This window comes from Roseovarius sp. SK2, assembly GCF_028807495.1.
Lineage (GTDB): Bacteria > Pseudomonadota > Alphaproteobacteria > Rhodobacterales > Rhodobacteraceae > Roseovarius > Roseovarius confluentis.
This window is the reverse complement of sequence record NZ_JARAMK010000014.1, coordinates 13004-29752: the sequence shown is the minus strand read 5'-3', so window position 1 is coordinate 29752 and position 16749 is coordinate 13004. Positions and strand designations below refer to the sequence as shown.

The following is a 16749-nucleotide window of genomic DNA, read 5'->3' as shown; positions in this document are numbered from 1 at the left end:
ATCATGGAAACAATGATTCCCCACCGGCTCGCCACCCTCGGCCATCCCCAGCGCATGGCGGTCTTTCGCCTTCTGATGCGGCGCTATCCCGATGCTGTCCCGGCGACCGAACTGGCCCGCGCGCTCGACCTCAAACCCAACACGCTCTCGACCTACGTGAACGCGCTGGTGCAGGCGGGGCTGATCACGCGCACGCGCACCGGCACCTCCCTGCGCTACAGCGTCGACATGACAGCGATGCGACAAACCCTCGACTATCTCATCGGCGATTGCTGCCGTGGTCGCCCCGATGCCTGTTCCCTCACCTCCCTGCACACTCTTCTCGGAGTTCCCCAAATGACCGACCGCAAGTACAACGTGCTCTTCATCTGCACCGGCAATTCCGCCCGCTCGATCTTTGCAGAATGTCTTCTCAGGGCGGAGGGCGGCGACCGCTTCAACGCCTATTCGGCCGGCACCAAGCCCAGGTCCGAACTGAACCCCTTCGCCCTCGATGTGCTGCAACAGAAAGGCCACGACACCTCGGTGCTCGAGGCCAAGAACGTCTCGGTTTTCCAGGGCCCCGACGCGCCGCAATTCGATTTCGTCTTCACCGTCTGCAACCAGGCCGCGAACGAGGAATGCCCGGCCTGGACCGGCCAGCCCGTCAGCGCCCATTGGGGCATGCCCGACCCGGTGAAGGCCGAGGGCACCGACGCGCAAAAGGCGCTCGCCTTCCAACAGGCCTACGGCGCACTTCAGAACCGCATCAAGGCGTTTACAAGCTTGTCACTCGACAGTCTCGATCGGATTTCCCTACAAAAAGCCGTGGACGACATCGCAAACATCAACAGCGGAGCCTCCGCATGACAACATACGCCGTCAACGGGCTGGGCCGCATCGGCAAGCTGATCCTGAAACCCCTGCTGGAGCGCGGTGCGCAAATCGCCTGGATCAACGACGCCGTGGGCGACCCGGAAATGCACGCGCATCTTCTGGAATTCGATACCGTGCATGGCCGCTGGGACGCCGACTTCTCCCATGACGCCGACAGCGTCACCATCGACGGCACCCGCATCCCCTTCATCGGCACGCGCGACCTGTCGGCCCTGCCGCTCGATAGCGTCGACGTGGTCATAGACTGCACCGGCGTGTTCAAGTCCGAGGCCAAGCTCGCCCCCTATTTCGACGCGGGCGTGAAAAAGGTGGTCGTCTCCGCCCCGGTCAAGGACGGCGACGCGGCCAACATCGTCATGGGCGTCAACGACAACATCTACGACGCCGCCCGCCACCGCATCGTCACCGCCGCCAGCTGCACCACCAATTGCCTCGCCCCCGTAGTCAAGGTCATCCACGAAAACCTGCGGATCAAGCACGGCTCAATGACCACGATCCACGATGTCACCAACACGCAGACCATCGTCGACCGCCCCGCCAAGGATCTGCGCCGTGCCCGCTCGGCGCTCAACTCCCTGATCCCGACGACCACCGGCAGCGCCACGGCGATCACGCTCATCTACCCCGAACTCAAGGGCCGCCTGAACGGCCACGCCGTCCGCGTGCCGCTGCTGAACGCCTCGATCACCGATTGCGTCTTCGAGGTCGAGCGCGAAACCACCGCCGAAGAGGTCAACACCTTCTTCAAGGCCGCGTCCGAAGGCTCGCTGAAAAATATCCTTGGCTACGAGGAACGCCCGCTGGTCTCCGCCGACTACACCAACGATCAACGCTCCGGCATCGTCGACGCGCCTTCCACCATGGTCGTCAACGGCACCCATGTGAAAATCTACGCGTGGTACGACAACGAGATGGGCTATGCCTATCGCCTCGTCGACGTGGCCCTGATGGTCGGCGCGTCGCTGTGAGCCAGACCCGCGAACGCCCCGAGGGCCTCTCGGCCTATATCGCCGTCACCGCGGCCTACTGGGCCTTCATGCTCACCGACGGCGCGTTGCGGATGCTGGTGCTGCTGCACTTCCACACGCTGGGCTTTTCGCCCGTCCAACTGGCCTATCTCTTCGTCCTGTATGAGATCGCCGGCATGGTCACCAACCTCGCCGCCGGCTGGATCGCCGCCCGCTTCGGCCTGACCTCGACGCTCTATGCAGGTCTCGGGATACAGGTGCTGGCCTTGCTGGCCCTGACCCAGCTCGACCCCGACTGGGCCATCGGCCTTTCGGTCGCCTATGTCATGGTCGTCCAAGGCGCCAGCGGCGTGGCCAAGGACCTCGCCAAGATGTCCTCCAAGTCCGCCGTCAAGCTCCTCGCCCCCACGACGGGCGGAGGCCTCTTCCGCTGGGTCGCCGTGCTCACCGGCTCCAAGAATGCGGTAAAAGGTCTGGGCTTCCTCCTCGGCGCCGCGCTTCTGGCACTCATCGGCTTCACCGGCGCGGTGCTCGGCATGGCCGCTATCCTCGCCCTCATTCTCGTGGCCGTCCTCATCGCCATGCCCCCGGGCCTGCCCAAGGGCCGCAAGGGCGCCAAGTTCTCCGAGGTCTTCTCCAAGTCCCAAAACGTCAACTGGCTGTCGGCGGCGCGCGTCTTTCTCTTCGGCGCACGCGACGTCTGGTTCGTTGTCGGCATCCCGATCTACTTCTACGCCGTGCTCTCCGACGGCACCGAGGACGGCAATCGCGCCGCCTTCTTCCTCATCGGCACGTTCATGGCCCTCTGGATCATCCTCTACGGCGCCGTGCAGGCCGCCGCCCCCAGTCTCCTGCGTGCCGCCTCCCGCCCCGAAGCCGACCTCGTCTACGCCGCCCGCGGCTGGGCCTGGGCGCTGGCCGCCATTCCCGCCGTCCTGACCGCCGCCGCGCTGGCGTCTTCCGGCCCGCAACCCTGGCTCACCGTCACGCTGGTGGCCGGTCTGCTGGTCTTCGGCGGCATCTTCGCGGTGAACTCTTCCCTGCACTCCTACCTGATCCTCGCCTTCACCCGGGCCGAGCGCGTGACGATGGACGTGGGCTTCTACTACATGGCCAACGCCGGAGGCCGGCTCCTCGGAACCGTGCTGTCGGGCCTGACCTATCAACTGGGCGGCCTGCCCCTGATGCTCGGGACCGCGACCGCGATGGTCGCAGCCTCTGCGCTGGCGTCCGGTCGCCTCGATCCGGCCCTGGGCCAGGAACGCCCCGCCACGTAGCGCCAGTCTCCTGTTAACCACGTACGGCCCGTTAACCCCGGCAAATCGCGAAACGCGCACCGTCGCCATACCACCCGGATACCGACGCGATACCGACGTGGGATTTCGACCGCTTTTGCCCGATTAACCAAGTTTCACTGGCGATTCCCCGCCTCGCTTGCAGGATCGCCATTTGCGCGTTGAAGGTCCCTGAATCTCGTGTAAAACGGCCTGAACCCAAAAAAACAGGCCCAAATCACCGAAATCGTCCTTGTTTTACGACACTATTTGTTGTGTTTGCCTACAAGATACAGTTAAATCCCGCGCAGGAGGCCCAAGAAACGGGCAGTTGAAGGAGACCAGAAAATGGCAAAACCGATGACCAAAACCCAGCTCGTTGCGGCCCTCGCCGAGGAAATGGGCAGCGACAAGAAAACCGCGACAAGCGCCCTCGACTCCATGATCGAGATCATCACCAAGGAAGTGTCGAACGGCGGCGCCGTCACCCTTCCCGGCGTTGGCAAGATCTACTGCCGCGAGCGTCCGGCGCGCATGGTGCGCAACCCCGCCACCGGCGAGCAAATCCACAAGGATGCCGACAAGGTCGTCAAAATGACGATCGCCAAGGCCCTCAAGGACAGCGTGAACGGCTGACCTTGTATTCCTTTCAGGTTTCGGAAAGGGTCGCCCCACCGGCGGCCCTTTTCATTTCGAGGACGAGTAAAACATGGATGTTCGCGCGTTACTCATGGGGCTGGCCTTTGCCGTCATGTGGTCCAGCGCCTTCACCTCCGCGCGCATCATCGTCGCCGCCGCACCGCCCGTCAGCGCGCTTGCCCTGCGCTTCCTGATCTCGGGCATACTGGGTGTTCTGATCGCCCGCGCCCTGGGGCAATCCTGGCGTCTGACACCCGCGCAATGGCGGGCCACGATCATCTTCGGCCTGTGCCAGAACGCGCTCTATCTCGGCCTGAATTTCGTCGCCATGCAGACGGTCGAGGCCTCGCTCGCCGCGATCATTGCCTCGTCGATGCCGCTGCTCGTCGGCCTCGCCAGTTGGCTGATCCTCGGCCAGCGCGTCAGCGCCCTGGGCTTCGCCGGACTCGCCGCGGGAATGGCCGGCGTCGCGCTGATCATGGGCACGCGTATCCAGGGCGGCGCCGACCTTTACGGCGTCATGCTCTGCATCGGCGGCGTCATCGCGCTTACTTTTGCCACCCTGATGGTGCGCGGCGCGACCTCGGGCGGTAACTTCCTGATGATCGTGGGCCTGCAAATGCTGGTCGGCAGCGCCGCCTTGGGCGTTTTCGGCCTTGCAACCGAAACCCTTGAAATCGCCTGGTCGTGGCAACTGATCGCGGCCTTCGTCTACACCACGCTGATCCCCGGCCTCGCCGCAACGCTGGTCTGGTTCGCCCTGGTCAACCGCATCGGCGCGGTCAAGGCCGCGACCTTCCACTTCCTCACCCCGTTCTTCGGCGTCACCATCGCCGCCCTCGTGCTTAACGAAGCATTAGGTTTCTGGGATATAATTGGCGTGCTGGTCGTAACAGGCGGCATTCTCGCCGTGCAGCTCTCGCGTCAAACGGCCCCGCGCTAAGGCGTCGATTTCGTGATTTTTCCGCTTTCGGGTATTCTGAAACGCGGGGGGATGCGATCATGCTGCAATTCAACGCCGAGACGACGCGCCTGCTGGACCTCGTCTATCAAGGGTCCGACATCATCCAGCGGCGGCGTCTGTCGTTCGACGCTGTCTTGCCGAAGCCTGCCGAGACGATCCTCGATATCGGGAGCGGCAACGGCCTTTTGTCTGCCGAACTGGCCCGCGCCGTCGGACCCGGCGGGTGCATCATCGGGGTCGACCCCAGCAACGACATGCGGGAGGCCGCCATCGCCCGCTGCACCGAGTTCGAATGGGTCGAGTTCCGCGATGGCTCGGCTTATGATCTGCCGGTTGAGAGGGGATCGGTCGACAAGGCCGTCTCGGTGCAGGTGTTCGAATATCTCGATGACCTGCCACGTGCCTGTCGCGAGGTCGCCCGTGTGTTGCGCCCCGGTGGACGGCTGGTTGTCAGCGACATCCATTTCGACAGCTGGATCTGGCACACCGAGGATCAGCCGCGCATGGACCGCATGATCGCCTCGTGGGACGACCATTTCATCGAGCGCCGCGTGCCTGCGGTGCTGCCGCCGATGCTGCGCGACGCGGGCTTCGAGGTAGAGGATATCCGCCCGGTCACGCTAAATGATCACGATCTCAGACCGGACGGTCTGGCCCGCATGATGCTGACATTAATGGATAACTACGCGCGGCAGAACGACCTCGTCCCCGAAGCCGATTGCACGGCTTGGCGCAAAGAACAGGAAGCCCTCGCCGCTGAGGGGCGCTTTTTCTTTTCATTGACGCAGTTCGCGGTGGTCGCCCGCAAGTCATAGGCCTGGGATCAGCCGATCACGCCCCGCGGTCCGGCCCCGACCTGCCCGCGATGCAACAACAGGTGATCGAGCACGACACAGGCCATCATCGCCTCTGCCACCGGCACCGCGCGGATGCCGACGCAGGGGTCGTGCCGCCCCTTGGTGACAACCTCGGTCGGGCTGCCGTCCATCCGGATCGACCGGCGCGGCGTCAGGATAGAACTGGTGGGCTTCACGGCAAACCGCACCACGATGTCCTGCCCGGTGGAGATGCCACCAAGGATGCCGCCCGCGTGGTTGCTGGTGTATTCCGGACCATTCTCGCCCATGAAAATCTCGTCGGCATTGTCGACGCCGGTCAGCCGGGCCGCGGCCATACCCTCGCCGATCTCCACGCCCTTCACCGCGTTGATACTCATCATTGCCGCGGCAAGGTCAGTGTCCAACTTGCCGTAAACCGGCGCGCCCAGCCCCGCCGGCGCTCCGCGACAGACCACCTCAATCTCCGCCCCGACAGAGTTCTGCGCCTTGCGGATGCCTTGCAGATACTCCTCCCAGACCGCCACCGCGCCCGCATCGGGCAGAAAGAAATCGTTGCGGTCTATCTGGTCCCAGTCGATCTGGTCGGGGTCGATCGTGACCTCGCCCATCCGGGTCATGTAGCCCTTCACCTGCAGCCCCGGCGCAAGGCTTGCCAGCGCAGCCCGCGCCAGCCCCCCTGCCGCGACCCGTGCGGCCGTCTCTCGGGCAGAACTGCGCCCACCGCCGCGATAGTCCCGGATGCCGTATTTCTGGTGATAGGTGATGTCCGCATGACCCGGCCGGAAGGTTTGCGCGATATCGCCGTAATCCTTCGACCTCTGGTCGGTGTTCTCGATCATCAGCTGCACCGGCGTGCCGGTGGTTTGTCCTTCGAACACCCCCGACAGGATCTTCACCGCGTCCGGCTCCTTGCGCTGCGTCGTGTGCTTGCTCTGGCCCGGGCGGCGCTTGTCCAGAAACTGCTGAAGGAAGGCCTCGTCCACCGGAACCCCCGGCGGACACCCGTCCACGGTCGCGCCCAAAGCGGGCCCGTGGCTTTCGCCCCACGTGGTGACGCGAAACAGATGTCCGAATGTGTTGAGGCTCATACCCTGTCTCCTTTGCCGCCTGATCTACCCGTGCGCTCAAAGCGTCTCAAGCAAATTCGCCGGGGCCGAACCACCCGCATTGATCACGTCGCAAAACTACAATTTGATGTCGCAAATATTACAGGTCGTACGCATCCGTCCGCCCATTCTCATTCGGCGACATGCCCGGTCGAATGCTGGCGGATTTTCGAAAAGACCCAGGAAAACGCTGACCTGCGAGCCGGAAAAACAGGATGGAACAACATCCGATCAACAGGGAGACTTCGATGACACACGAAACGGAAACCGCGCAGCTGCGCCCCGTCATACGCAAGCTGGCCGAGGACACGCACGCCGGCAAGATGGACCGCCGCGAATTCATGGCGCTCGCCTCGACCTTCGGCGCCAGCGCCGCCACCGCTTACGGCCTTCTGGGCATGGCTCAACCCGCCATGGCACAGGATGGCGAAGGCAAGAAAGGCGGCGTGCTGCGGGTCGCCATGCGGGTTCTGGAAATCACCGATCCGCGCAAATACGACTGGACCGAGAAAGGCAACCTGGGCCGTCAGTTCTGCGAGCCGCTGGTGCGCTGGAACTCCGATTACAGCTTTACCGGCCTTCTGCTCGACAGCTGGGAAGTGTCGGACGACGCGCAGACCTACACCCTCAACCTGCGCCAGGGCGTGACGTGGAACAACGGCGACGATTTCACCGCCGAGGACGTGGTCCACAACATCACCCGCTGGTGCGACAAGTCGGTGGAAGGCAATTCCATGGCCGCGCGCATGGCCTCCCTGATCGACGCGGAATCGGGCCAACTGGCCGATGGCGTGGTCGAGCAGGTCGATGACTACACCGTCAAGCTGAACCTGCCGCGCCCCGACATCTCGCTCATCGCAGGTATGGCCGACTATCCCGCGCTGATCGTGCACCGCAGCCACGGCGACGACACCGACCTTGCCCAAAGCCCGATCGGCACCGGCCCGTTCGAGCTGGTCTCGATGGATATCGGCACCGGTGCCGAGGTGAAGCGCCGCGAAAACGGTGAATGGTGGGGCGGCGACGTCTATCTCGACGGCATCAAGTTCATCGACTTCGGCACCGATGGCGCGGCCATCGTGGCGGCCTTCGACGGTGACGAGATCGACGTGAACGATGAAACCACGTCCGACTTCATCGACACGCTGGACGGTCTTGGCCTGGTCAAAAGCACCATGCCCACCGCCAATACGATCGTTGCCCGGATGCGCATGGATACCGAGCCCTACACGTCGAAAGAACTGCGCAACGCCGTGCAGATGGCGGTCGACAACAACATCGCGCTGCAACTGGGCATCAACGGCGACGGCATCACCGCCGAAAACCACCACGTCGCACCGTTCCACCCCGAATACGCCGAGATCCCCAAGAAAGAGGCCGATCCCGCCGCCGCCATCGAAATGGCCAAGGCCGCAGGTCACGGCGAAACCGAACTGGAGCTGATCTCGATCGACGGCGACTGGCGCACGGTGACCACCGACGCCATCGGCGCGATGCTGCGCGAGGCGGGCTTCAACCTCAAGCGCACCGTCATCCCCGGCTCGTCCTTCTGGAACGATTGGACAAAGTACCCCTTCTCGACCACCAACTGGGGCCCGCGCCCCTTGGGCGTGCAGGTATTGGTGCTGGCCTACAAGTCGGGCGAGGCCTGGAACGAATCCGGCCACTCGGACCCCGAGTTCGACGCGATACTCGAAGAGGCCGTTGGCGTGTTTGACGCGGACCAGCGGCGCGAATACTCCGCCAAGCTGCAAGCGCGCCTTCAGGACAACGGCGTGATCATACAGCCCTTCTGGCGCAATCAGACCAAGCATTTTGCCGAGCATGTGAAGAACGACCAGGTGCACCAGTTCCGGTACATGCATTTCGAAAATGTCTGGCTCGACACCTGAACCTGTACCAGATCATCACCACCCCAATAGCGGCGCCCCGTGCGCCGCTATTTTTTTTCGAGTCGAAGTCAGGGGTTAGCGCCTGTCGCGGTTAAAACGAATCACGCGATATTGACCGGCGCGAATCACTTCGCCTATACCTTGTAAAACAGCATGAAACGCACGGGGACAGGGGACCGGACCCGTGCATCCATCGGGGGACGCCGTGTTGCGAACGGCACTGGGGCACATCTTGATTTCGGCACCGCGTAACCACGCGGGGAATGCCGCATGACCCGGGCGACGGTCATAACGGACCAGCGTGCCTCTGCGCCCCATCCAGGCTTTTCCGATATATTTCAGACACACACCGCGATCGGCGCATCGCGGTACACCCTGACCGGGGACGACCAGCGAGACCCGGCACGGTAACCCGACAACGCGGCAGGAGGGAATGAGGGGCCGAACCAACGGCCCCCTTTCTTTTGCGCGGTCCCCATTGGCGTCACTGGACAGAACCCCGGCACGGTGCCACGTTTGATCAAATCCGCGACTCAGACACGGGGGCTTTCCATGAAAGACGACAATTTCCTGCGAGAGATGAATGCGCGCCACCTGTGGCACCCGATGGGCCACCCGGGCGAACAGCAGGAACACGCTCCCACCATCATCAAAAGCGCCGAGGGCGTCGAGATTACCGATATCGACGGGCATCGCGTGGTGGACGCCGTGGGCGGACTGTGGTGCACGAACTTGGGCTATTCCAACGACGCCATCAAACAGGCGATCAGTGACCAGCTGTGGCAACTGCCCTATTATTCGGCCTTTGCCGGCACCACCAATCCCCCGGCGATCGAGGCCTCCTACGCGGTACAGGAATTCTTTGCCGAAGACGGCATGGCCCGCGTCTTTTTCACCTCCGGCGGGTCCGACGCGGTCGACACGGCCCTGCGCATGGCGCGGCAATATCACCGCCTGCGCGGCGAGCCCACGCGCACCAAGTTCCTGTCACTCAAAAAGGGCTATCACGGCACACATTGGGGCGGCGCGTCGGTCAATGGCAACAACCGCTTCCGCATCACCTACGAGCCGCTTCTGCCCGGCTGTTTCCACCTGCCCAGCCCTTATACATATCGCAATCCGTTCCACGAAACCGATCCTGCCAGGCTGGCCGAGAAGATCGCCGCCGCGATGGTGGACGAGATCGAATTCCAGGACCCAAGCACCATCGCCGCCTTCATTATGGAGCCGATCCAGGGCGCGGGCGGGGTCATCGTGCCCGACGCCAGCTTCATGAAGCACATGCGCGAGATTTGCGACCGCTATGGCATCCTGCTGATCTCCGACGAGGTCATCTGCGGCTTCGGACGCACCGGCGACTGGTCGGGCGCCCGGCACTGGGGCGTGCAGCCCGACATGATGACCGTCGCCAAGGGCATCACCAGCGCCTATTTCCCCGTGGGCGGCGTCCTGCTCGGCGAGACGGTCGCGGAGGTGTTCGAGAGCGCCGACGCGGGCGGCGCGATCTGGACGGGCTATACCTATTCCGCGCATCCGGTCGGGGCCGCCGCTGTCGTGGCCTGCCTGTCCGAGACCTTGCGGCTGGATACGAAAACCAACGCCGCGGCCCGCGGCACCCAACTGTTCGACGGCGTGCGGAACCTGATGGAGAAACACGACATCATCGGCGATGTACGGGGCGGGCACGGCCTGATGACCGGCATAGAACTGGTCAGCGACCGCGCCGCGAAAACCCCGATGGATGCGACCACCGTCAAGCGGGTCCACAAGGCCACGTACGAGGCCGGCGCGATGGTCCGGATCGGGGGCAACAACCTGCTGATGTCACCGCCGCTGATCATTACCGAGGCAGAGATCGACCGCGTTCTTTCGGCCCTGGACGCGGGCTTTGCCGCAGCCTGACGGCAGCACAAGCGAAAACGAAGCGGCAATCCGAGCGTCCGCCGTTCCCACTTTTGCCGCGCCCTCTGGTCGCATTGGGCGGAAATTCGCGCGTTTGGCCTTAGATCGATTGGTGGCGGTTAGTGAAGCCCGTCGCAACCTGTCACCCTAAGAGCCATGGACACACTCCTGCTATCGCGCATCCAGTTCGGTGCCAACATCTCGTTCCACATCCTGTTCCCCACGATCACGATCGCGCTGGGGTGGGTGCTTTTCTACTTCAAGCTGCGCTTCAACCGCAGCGGCGCGGAACGCTGGATGAATGCCTACCGCTTCTGGGTGAAGGTGTTCGCACTCAGCTTTGGCCTTGGCGTCGTGTCGGGGATCACCATGTCCTTCCAGTTCGGCACCAACTGGCCCGGCTTCATGGAAACCGTCGGCAACATCGCAGGCCCGCTTCTGGCCTACGAGGTCTTGACCGCCTTCTTTCTCGAGGCCGTGTTCCTGGGCATCATGCTCTTCGGCATGAGCCGCGTTCCGGGCTGGCTGCACACGCTGGCCACGTTCCTGGTGGCGTTTGGCACGACCATGTCTGCCTTCTGGATCGTTGTCCTGTCCAGCTGGATGCACACGCCGGCGGGGTTCGAGATGCGCGACGGCGTGGCCCACGCAACGGATTGGTGGGCGATCATATTCAACCCGTCCATGCCGTACCGCGTCACCCATATGCTGCTGGCCTCGGGCCTGACGGTCGCGTTCCTTCTGGCCGGCCTGTCCGCTCTGCGCTGGCTGCGCGGCGACAAGGGCGAAGACGTGCGTGTGTCACTCGTCACGGGCCTTGGCCTCGGCGCTCTTCTGATCCCGATGCAGATCCTCGCGGGCGACATGCACGGGCTGAACACCCTGGAACATCAGCCCGCCAAGGTGGCCGCGATGGAAGGCAACTGGGACACCCAAGGCAACGCCCCGCTTCTGCTCTTCGCGATCCCGGACGAGGCCGCGCGCGAAAACCATGCCGAGATCGGCATTCCGAACCTTGCGTCGATCATCCTGACGCACCATGCGGACGGCGAAATTCCGGGCCTCAACGACTTTGTCGCCGAAGATGGCGCACTCCTTCACCCGCCCGTCGCGCCGGTGTTCTACGCCTTCCGTGTCATGGTTGGCACCGGCATGGCGATGCTCCTGATCAGCTGGGTCGCCGTGGGCTTCATGGCGTTTCGGCGGCGTGGCCCCGAGGGCCTGCCCAAGCCGCTGCTGCTGGCGCTGGTGCCGATGGCCTTTTCCGGCTGGATCGCCACACTCGCGGGCTGGTACACGACAGAGATCGGACGTCAGCCATGGCTGGTCAGCGGCGTGATGACGACCGAACAAGCCGTGGCCGAAGTGCCCGCACCGATGGTGGCGACGACGCTGGTCATCTACCTTTCGGTCTATGCCGCTCTTCTGCTGGCCTATATTTTCGTGCTCTATTACCTCGCCTGTGTCGGACAGCAGGCGAAAAAGCGGGGCCGTCCGGACATGCCCGGGCTGAACCCGGCCCCGGCAGAGTAGACGCATGGACACGTTCGGAGATCCCGCGATCTGGTTGCCGCTGGCCTTTGCCGGTCTCATGGGCCTGTCGATCCTGATCTACGTCTGCCTCGACGGGTTCGACCTCGGGATCGGGGTGCTGTTTCCCTTCGCAACGGAGGCCGAGAAAGACCGCATGGTCGCCTCGATCGGACCGTTCTGGGACGCCAATGAGACGTGGCTGGTTCTGGCCATCGGCATCCTTCTGGTGGCCTTTCCCACCGCGCACGGCGTGATCCTGACAACCCTCTACCTGCCGGTCGCCCTCATGTTGGTGGGCCTCATCCTGCGGGGCGTCGCGTTCGAATTCCGTGCCAAGGCCCCGGCCCGGCGCAAGCGGCTCTGGGATCTGTCGTTCTGGATCGGAAGCCTTATGGCATCGCTGTCCCAGGGCTTCATGCTGGGGCTTTACGTCATGGGCCTGAACATGACGCCCTTCACCCTGCTCTTCGGGGCGATCACGGCGGTCTTCCTGACCGTGGCCTACTCCTTCATCGGGGCGACATGGATGATCCTGAAAGCCGAAGGCGAATTGCAGGCCAAGGCCATCCGCTGGGCGCGTGACGGGATCTGGGGCGTGATCCTGGGGCTGGGAGCCATTTCTCTGGCCTCGCCCTATGTCAGCAGCCGGATCTTCGACAAGTGGTTCACGCTGCCCGAGCTTTACTTCCTCGCGCCGCTGCCCCTGATCTCGGCGGGCCTGATCTTGCTCCTCTGGGGCCTGCTGCGCAGCCTGCCGCGCAAAAACGACGCGCTGTGCGCCGCGCCGTTCGCCCTGACCATCGCGCTTTTCACGCTGGGCTTTATCGGCATGGCGTATTCGTTCTACCCCTACGTGGTACCCGAGCGCCTGACCATATTCGAGGCCGCAAGCGCACCGGAAAGCCTGATGATCATCCTCGTCGGCACACTTTTCGTCCTGCCGATGATCATCGGGTACACGGTGCTGTCCTACGTGATCTTCCGCGGCAAGGCGACGGAGCTGCGGTATGACTGACGCCCGGGGCGGTCAGCGGTTCAGCTGAACCGCTTCCACGCATCCTGCATGGCCTTTGACATGTCGTCCCATGCCTTGTCGGCACCGGCCTTGACGTCGTTCCATGCCGCCGACTGATTGCGCTGCAACTCGTCCAGCTTGACCTGCATCTCGTCACGTCGTGCGCGAAGCTCTTTCAGGTGTTCCTCGTACTGGACCTGCGCATCCGCTTGCGCCTTCTCGGCCTGCGCGCGCATCTTGTCGATATTGGCCTGCCACTCCTTCATCTGAGCTTCAAGCTTCTTGGTGTAGGCGTCCTTGTCGGTCATAAGCCTCGGTCCTCCCTTTCAATGCGGTTCACAATTATGCATCTGGGAATATAGCACGCTTGCCGGTCTCGTGCAGTCGCCATGCACCCAACCATCGCTCTTGGCGACGCGGTCATTGAAATCCATCTTCATTTGCGCCCATATTGGCTTTAGCCGGAACAGGAGCCAAAGCATGGATATTCGCCCCCTGACGCAGGAATTCGCCGTCTCGCCGCAAATCGACGCGGCACATGTGCGCGAAGTCGCCGGAGCGGGGTTTCAATCCATCCTCTGCAACCGGCCGAATGACGAAGAACCCGGACAGCCCGAGTTCGAAGCGATCAAACAGGCGGCGGAAGCCGAAGGGCTGGAAGTGTGCAGCGTGCCCATCACGTCCGGCATGATCACCCCCGATGCGCTGGCCGAGTTCGACAAGGCGCTTCAGGACCTGCCCAAGCCCATTCTGGCCTATTGTCGCAGCGGCACCCGCTGCACCATGCTCTGGGCCGCGGTGGAACATGGCCGCCGTGCCGATGAAGAGATCATCGAACGCGCCGCAAAGGCGGGGTATGACGTGGCTCCGCTCGTGCGACAAATGCAGGCGCGATGACCCGCTGGATCGCGCTTGTTCCCGAAAGCTCCGGCCTGTCGGGGCACCTGTTTGACGGCGAAAGCCTCTTGAGACACACCACCGCAGCCTCGGAAGACGCGGTTCTGGCGGAGCTTGGCGATGCACCGCGCATGGTGCGATTGGGCGATGGACCGCCCGATCGCCTGCCCACAAGCATTCTGCCGGAAAACCGTGGCACCCTGCCCGCGCTCGAACAGGCCAGCCCGCCCGACATCATCAGCGCCAGCGTGCGTCTCTGGATCGCCGGTGCGCTTGCGACGCGCGTGCATTGGGACGGTGTGATATGCGCGACGCAAGCCGATGTGACCCATTGGATTCATATCAGCGCAGGCGAAGCGATCAGCGCCCAGACGGTTCTGACACCGCGTCTCGTGATCGCGCTCGACGGTGCCGCATCGGCCGATGCCGATGCGCTGGCCGATACGCTGAGCCGACCGGAGCGCCTTGCCGCGCATTTGCGTCAGGCCGAAATTGCAGGCGACCGCGCGGCTTTGACAGGTCACCTACTGGGGGCCGAACTGGCCGCCACCCGGCCCTATTGGCTTGGACAGGAGGTTCTGGTGATCAGCACCGAACCTGCCCCGCACATGACGGCGCTCGCTGCTCAGGGCGTGCCGGCAACGGCGCTGGACCCCGGCGATCTTGTCGGGGCCGGGCTTGTGGCGCTGGGCCGGACGCTGGGTCTGGTGGACAGCTAGGGTGCAGATGCGCTGACGCCGCTTCGGTGGCGGCACGGGCCGAATGCGGCGGCCAGACCAAGGATTGCCCCCGAAACCGTCGCGATCATGCCCGCCGCACTGACCGCGTCGTCAAAGCCCAGCCAAAGCGGGCCGTATCCGGCCAGCACGTACCCCAGGACCGCAGAGAGCACGGCGAACCCGATCGACCATGCCACCTGCGCCTCCAGGCCGTTGGTGACCATCCGTGCGGCAGCGGGCGGGCAGATGAACATCGCGATCACGATGATCGAGCCCACCGCGTCGAACGCCGCAACCGCCGCGATGGCCGCAACCACGACCAGCCCCAGCCCGATCAAGCTTACGGGCAGCCCAACCGTGCGCGCGAACGCCTCGTCAAAGGTCGACAGCTTCAGTGGTCGCCAGAACACCCATGTCAGTCCCGTTACCAGCACCAACGTCAAGGCCATCCGGGGCAACTCGGGCGGCAGGCCCCGCAGCGCACCGATATCCACAAGCGACGCCCAGCCCTGCGCATCAAGCCAGATCAGGCTTTCGAGGTTGCCATAAAGCGCGTGTTCGACATCAAGATGCACCGAAGATGTGTCCGATTGCTCCAGCAACAGGACACCGCCCGCGAACATCGCCGTAAAGACGACGCCCATCGCGGCACCCGGCTCGATCCCGCCCAGCCGCCTGATCGCCTCGATCAGGCCGACAGCCACAAGCGACGCACCACCTGCCCCCAGCATCATCGGCCACGCGGCCACGACCCCGGTCACCAGAAAGGCAACCACGATCCCCGGCAGCACAACGTGACTGATCGCATCGCCAATCAGCGCCTGACGCCGCAGCAACAGGAAATTCCCGGGTATCGCGCAGGCGACCGCGGCAAAGACCCCGATCAGCATGGGCGCCAGGGACAGGACGACGAATTCCTCGCCCATCAGAACACCCCCTTTGGCTGCAATTCGCGATCAAGAGCGCCTAACTGATCCGGCGTCAAAACATCGTCCAGCGGTGTCAGACCGTCATAGCTGGCCGCCGCTTCCTCATAGGCCGGATCCGAGCGTAACAGCTGCCAGCGCCGCTCATCGCGCAATGCCTTGCCGGCCTGATTTCGGCCAAGCTCGGTCGCCACGCCGTCAGCACGAATAAGTCCCCGGCGCCGCAAAAGACGCAGCGTCAGGCCCTCGTAAATCGGCTGCCCTTGCGCCAGCGCCAACAATCCCTGCCGGACATGAACCCGCGCACGAAACCGCCGATGCCGCAGGACCACGGCGAAAACACCCCGATTGGGGGCCGTCAAAAGTGACAGGATGAAAAGCGCGAACGCGACCAGCACGATGATCGGGCCGGTGGGCAACGCCGGGGCCGTGGCCGAAACTGCCGCTCCGGCATAGCCGGACGCTGCGCCGATCAGACCGGCCGAAATCACCACATGGCCAACCCGGTCAGTCCAGAACCGCGCCGCGACCGCCGGAATGATCAGCAGCGCGACAATCAGGATCAACCCCACGACTTTCAGGCCCACGACAGTGATCGCCAGCGCCAATCCCATCATCGCCAACTCGACCCTGGGCACGTTTATACCCAGGCTCGCGGCGAACACGCGATCAAAGGCCACCATGGTCATCGGCCGCCGGAACGCGGCAACCAGAAGAAGCACGATCGCGCCGCCCGACGCGATCACCATCGCGTCCTGCCACAACATTCCGGCTGTCGAGCCGAGCAGGAAGCTCTCCAACCCGGCCTGCCGCCCGGAATTCATCGACTGGATCACCGTCAGCAGCACGATACCGAAGCCGAAAAACACCGACAGTACCGCCCCGATGGCCGCATCCTCCGACAGCCGCGTCCTGTTGGTCAGGGCACTGACGCACAAAAGCCCGACGGCCGCCGACAGGGCCGAGCCGACCAGCAGACCCGGCAGGGCCCGCCCGTCCCCGCCAAGCGCCACCATCACCACGAAGGCGAGCGCGACGCCCGGAAGGGTCGCGTGGCTGATCGCGTCGCTGACAAGCGCCCTCTTGCCCAGAAACAGGAACGTTCCCGTCGCACCCGCCGCCATACCAAGCAGCGCCGCGCCAATCGTGACAAGCGTGGCATTGTATCCAAGCTGCAGTGTCAGCGCGTCCCAAATCAT

The 16749-nt window shown here is 63.8% G+C and carries 16 protein-coding genes; 12 read left to right on the top strand and 4 right to left on the bottom strand.

Going from position 1 to position 16749, the window contains the following annotated elements; translation table 11 throughout:
• The first annotated feature begins 3 nt into the window (after positions 1-3).
• The 6 genes from PVV74_RS20735 to PVV74_RS20710 all read left to right on the top strand — a co-directional run bounded on the left by PVV74_RS20735 (position 4) and on the right by PVV74_RS20710 (position 5536).
• Complete coding sequence (locus PVV74_RS20735) at positions 4-849, top strand: arsenate reductase/protein-tyrosine-phosphatase family protein (protein ID WP_274594510.1); 846 nt, start codon at positions 4-6, stop codon at positions 847-849.
• Complete coding sequence (locus PVV74_RS20730; protein ID WP_274594509.1) at positions 846-1844, top strand: ArsJ-associated glyceraldehyde-3-phosphate dehydrogenase; 999 nt, start codon at positions 846-848, stop codon at positions 1842-1844. Before PVV74_RS20735 ends, PVV74_RS20730 begins: the two co-directional genes overlap by 4 nt.
• Complete coding sequence (arsJ, locus tag PVV74_RS20725) at positions 1841-3121, top strand: organoarsenical effux MFS transporter ArsJ (protein ID WP_274594508.1); 1281 nt, start codon at positions 1841-1843, stop codon at positions 3119-3121. The genes PVV74_RS20730 and arsJ overlap by 4 nt, the downstream gene beginning before the upstream one ends.
• 345 nt (positions 3122-3466) lie before the next feature.
• Positions 3467-3754 (top strand): HU family DNA-binding protein, encoded by a 288-nt coding sequence (locus PVV74_RS20720; protein ID WP_057790788.1) that lies wholly within the window; start codon positions 3467-3469, stop codon positions 3752-3754.
• 73 nt (positions 3755-3827) lie between these two features.
• Positions 3828-4700, top strand: coding sequence for a DMT family transporter (locus PVV74_RS20715; RefSeq protein WP_103762934.1), 873 nt, complete (start codon positions 3828-3830; stop codon positions 4698-4700).
• Positions 4701-4759: 59 nt separating this feature from the next.
• The gene (locus PVV74_RS20710; RefSeq protein WP_274594507.1) at positions 4760-5536 is read left to right on the top strand and encodes a methyltransferase domain-containing protein; all 777 of its coding nucleotides are present in this window, start codon (positions 4760-4762) and stop codon (positions 5534-5536) included.
• 8 nt (positions 5537-5544) lie between these two features.
• Here PVV74_RS20710 and aroC read toward each other — a convergent pair whose 3' ends face one another.
• Positions 5545-6648 carry a chorismate synthase gene (gene aroC, locus PVV74_RS20705; RefSeq protein ID WP_103762932.1) on the bottom strand — a complete coding sequence of 368 codons (1104 nt, stop codon included), beginning with the start codon at positions 6646-6648 and terminating at the stop codon, positions 5545-5547.
• A 266-nt stretch (positions 6649-6914) separates the two neighbouring features.
• On the opposite strand from aroC, the gene PVV74_RS20700 reads away from it, so the two are divergent.
• From PVV74_RS20700 to PVV74_RS20685, 4 genes are all read left to right on the top strand, one after another.
• Positions 6915-8558, top strand: coding sequence for an ABC transporter substrate-binding protein (locus tag PVV74_RS20700; protein ID WP_274594506.1), 1644 nt, complete (start codon positions 6915-6917; stop codon positions 8556-8558).
• A 552-nt stretch (positions 8559-9110) separates the two neighbouring features.
• The gene (locus PVV74_RS20695; RefSeq protein ID WP_274594505.1) at positions 9111-10460 is read left to right on the top strand and encodes an aminotransferase class III-fold pyridoxal phosphate-dependent enzyme; all 1350 of its coding nucleotides are present in this window, start codon (positions 9111-9113) and stop codon (positions 10458-10460) included.
• 156 nt (positions 10461-10616) lie between these two features.
• Positions 10617-11993 carry a cytochrome ubiquinol oxidase subunit I gene (locus PVV74_RS20690; RefSeq protein WP_274594504.1) on the top strand — a complete coding sequence of 459 codons (1377 nt, stop codon included), beginning with the start codon at positions 10617-10619 and terminating at the stop codon, positions 11991-11993.
• A 4-nt stretch (positions 11994-11997) separates the two neighbouring features.
• Complete coding sequence (locus tag PVV74_RS20685; protein ID WP_274594503.1) at positions 11998-13008, top strand: cytochrome d ubiquinol oxidase subunit II; 1011 nt, start codon at positions 11998-12000, stop codon at positions 13006-13008.
• A 20-nt stretch (positions 13009-13028) separates the two neighbouring features.
• Here the strand turns inward: PVV74_RS20685 and PVV74_RS20680 are convergent, their stop codons facing one another.
• Complete coding sequence (locus PVV74_RS20680; RefSeq protein WP_103762927.1) at positions 13029-13316, bottom strand: hypothetical protein; 288 nt, start codon at positions 13314-13316, stop codon at positions 13029-13031.
• 172 nt (positions 13317-13488) lie between these two features.
• On the opposite strand from PVV74_RS20680, the gene PVV74_RS20675 reads away from it, so the two are divergent.
• Both PVV74_RS20675 and PVV74_RS20670 read left to right on the top strand, forming a co-directional pair.
• Entirely contained in the window at positions 13489-13905 is a 417-nt protein-coding gene (locus PVV74_RS20675; RefSeq protein WP_103762926.1) for a TIGR01244 family sulfur transferase, read from the top strand.
• Complete coding sequence (locus PVV74_RS20670) at positions 13902-14624, top strand: 2-dehydro-3-deoxygalactonokinase (RefSeq protein ID WP_274594502.1); 723 nt, start codon at positions 13902-13904, stop codon at positions 14622-14624. The genes PVV74_RS20675 and PVV74_RS20670 overlap by 4 nt, the downstream gene beginning before the upstream one ends.
• Here the strand turns inward: PVV74_RS20670 and PVV74_RS20665 are convergent.
• Positions 14621-15553: a metal ABC transporter permease gene (locus tag PVV74_RS20665; RefSeq protein ID WP_274594541.1), complete on the bottom strand. Its 933-nt coding sequence runs from the start codon at positions 15551-15553 to the stop codon at positions 14621-14623. The two genes, PVV74_RS20670 and PVV74_RS20665, sit on opposite strands and share 4 nt — an antisense overlap.
• Positions 15550-16749: a metal ABC transporter permease gene (locus PVV74_RS20660; protein WP_274594501.1), complete on the bottom strand. Its 1200-nt coding sequence runs from the start codon at positions 16747-16749 to the stop codon at positions 15550-15552. The genes PVV74_RS20665 and PVV74_RS20660 overlap by 4 nt, the downstream gene beginning before the upstream one ends.

What these genes read in the sequence shown, in the direction of transcription:
- PVV74_RS20735 (WP_274594510.1), top strand. Translation starts at nt 4, where the DNA reads ATGGAAACAATGATTCCCCACCGGCTCGCCACCCTCGGCCATCCCCAG.
- PVV74_RS20730 (WP_274594509.1), top strand. Translation starts at nt 846, where the DNA reads ATGACAACATACGCCGTCAACGGGCTGGGCCGCATCGGCAAGCTGATC.
- PVV74_RS20720 (WP_057790788.1), top strand. Translation starts at nt 3,467, where the DNA reads ATGGCAAAACCGATGACCAAAACCCAGCTCGTTGCGGCCCTCGCCGAG.
- PVV74_RS20715 (WP_103762934.1), top strand. Translation starts at nt 3,828, where the DNA reads ATGGATGTTCGCGCGTTACTCATGGGGCTGGCCTTTGCCGTCATGTGG.
- PVV74_RS20710 (WP_274594507.1), top strand. Translation starts at nt 4,760, where the DNA reads ATGCTGCAATTCAACGCCGAGACGACGCGCCTGCTGGACCTCGTCTAT.
- aroC (WP_103762932.1), bottom strand. Translation starts at nt 6,648, where the DNA reads ATGAGCCTCAACACATTCGGACATCTGTTTCGCGTCACCACGTGGGGC.
- PVV74_RS20700 (WP_274594506.1), top strand. Translation starts at nt 6,915, where the DNA reads ATGACACACGAAACGGAAACCGCGCAGCTGCGCCCCGTCATACGCAAG.
- PVV74_RS20695 (WP_274594505.1), top strand. Translation starts at nt 9,111, where the DNA reads ATGAAAGACGACAATTTCCTGCGAGAGATGAATGCGCGCCACCTGTGG.
- PVV74_RS20690 (WP_274594504.1), top strand. Translation starts at nt 10,617, where the DNA reads ATGGACACACTCCTGCTATCGCGCATCCAGTTCGGTGCCAACATCTCG.
- PVV74_RS20685 (WP_274594503.1), top strand. Translation starts at nt 11,998, where the DNA reads ATGGACACGTTCGGAGATCCCGCGATCTGGTTGCCGCTGGCCTTTGCC.
- PVV74_RS20680 (WP_103762927.1), bottom strand. Translation starts at nt 13,316, where the DNA reads ATGACCGACAAGGACGCCTACACCAAGAAGCTTGAAGCTCAGATGAAG.
- PVV74_RS20675 (WP_103762926.1), top strand. Translation starts at nt 13,489, where the DNA reads ATGGATATTCGCCCCCTGACGCAGGAATTCGCCGTCTCGCCGCAAATC.
- PVV74_RS20670 (WP_274594502.1), top strand. Translation starts at nt 13,902, where the DNA reads ATGACCCGCTGGATCGCGCTTGTTCCCGAAAGCTCCGGCCTGTCGGGG.
- PVV74_RS20660 (WP_274594501.1), bottom strand. Translation starts at nt 16,749, where the DNA reads ATGATTTGGGACGCGCTGACACTGCAGCTTGGATACAATGCCACGCTT.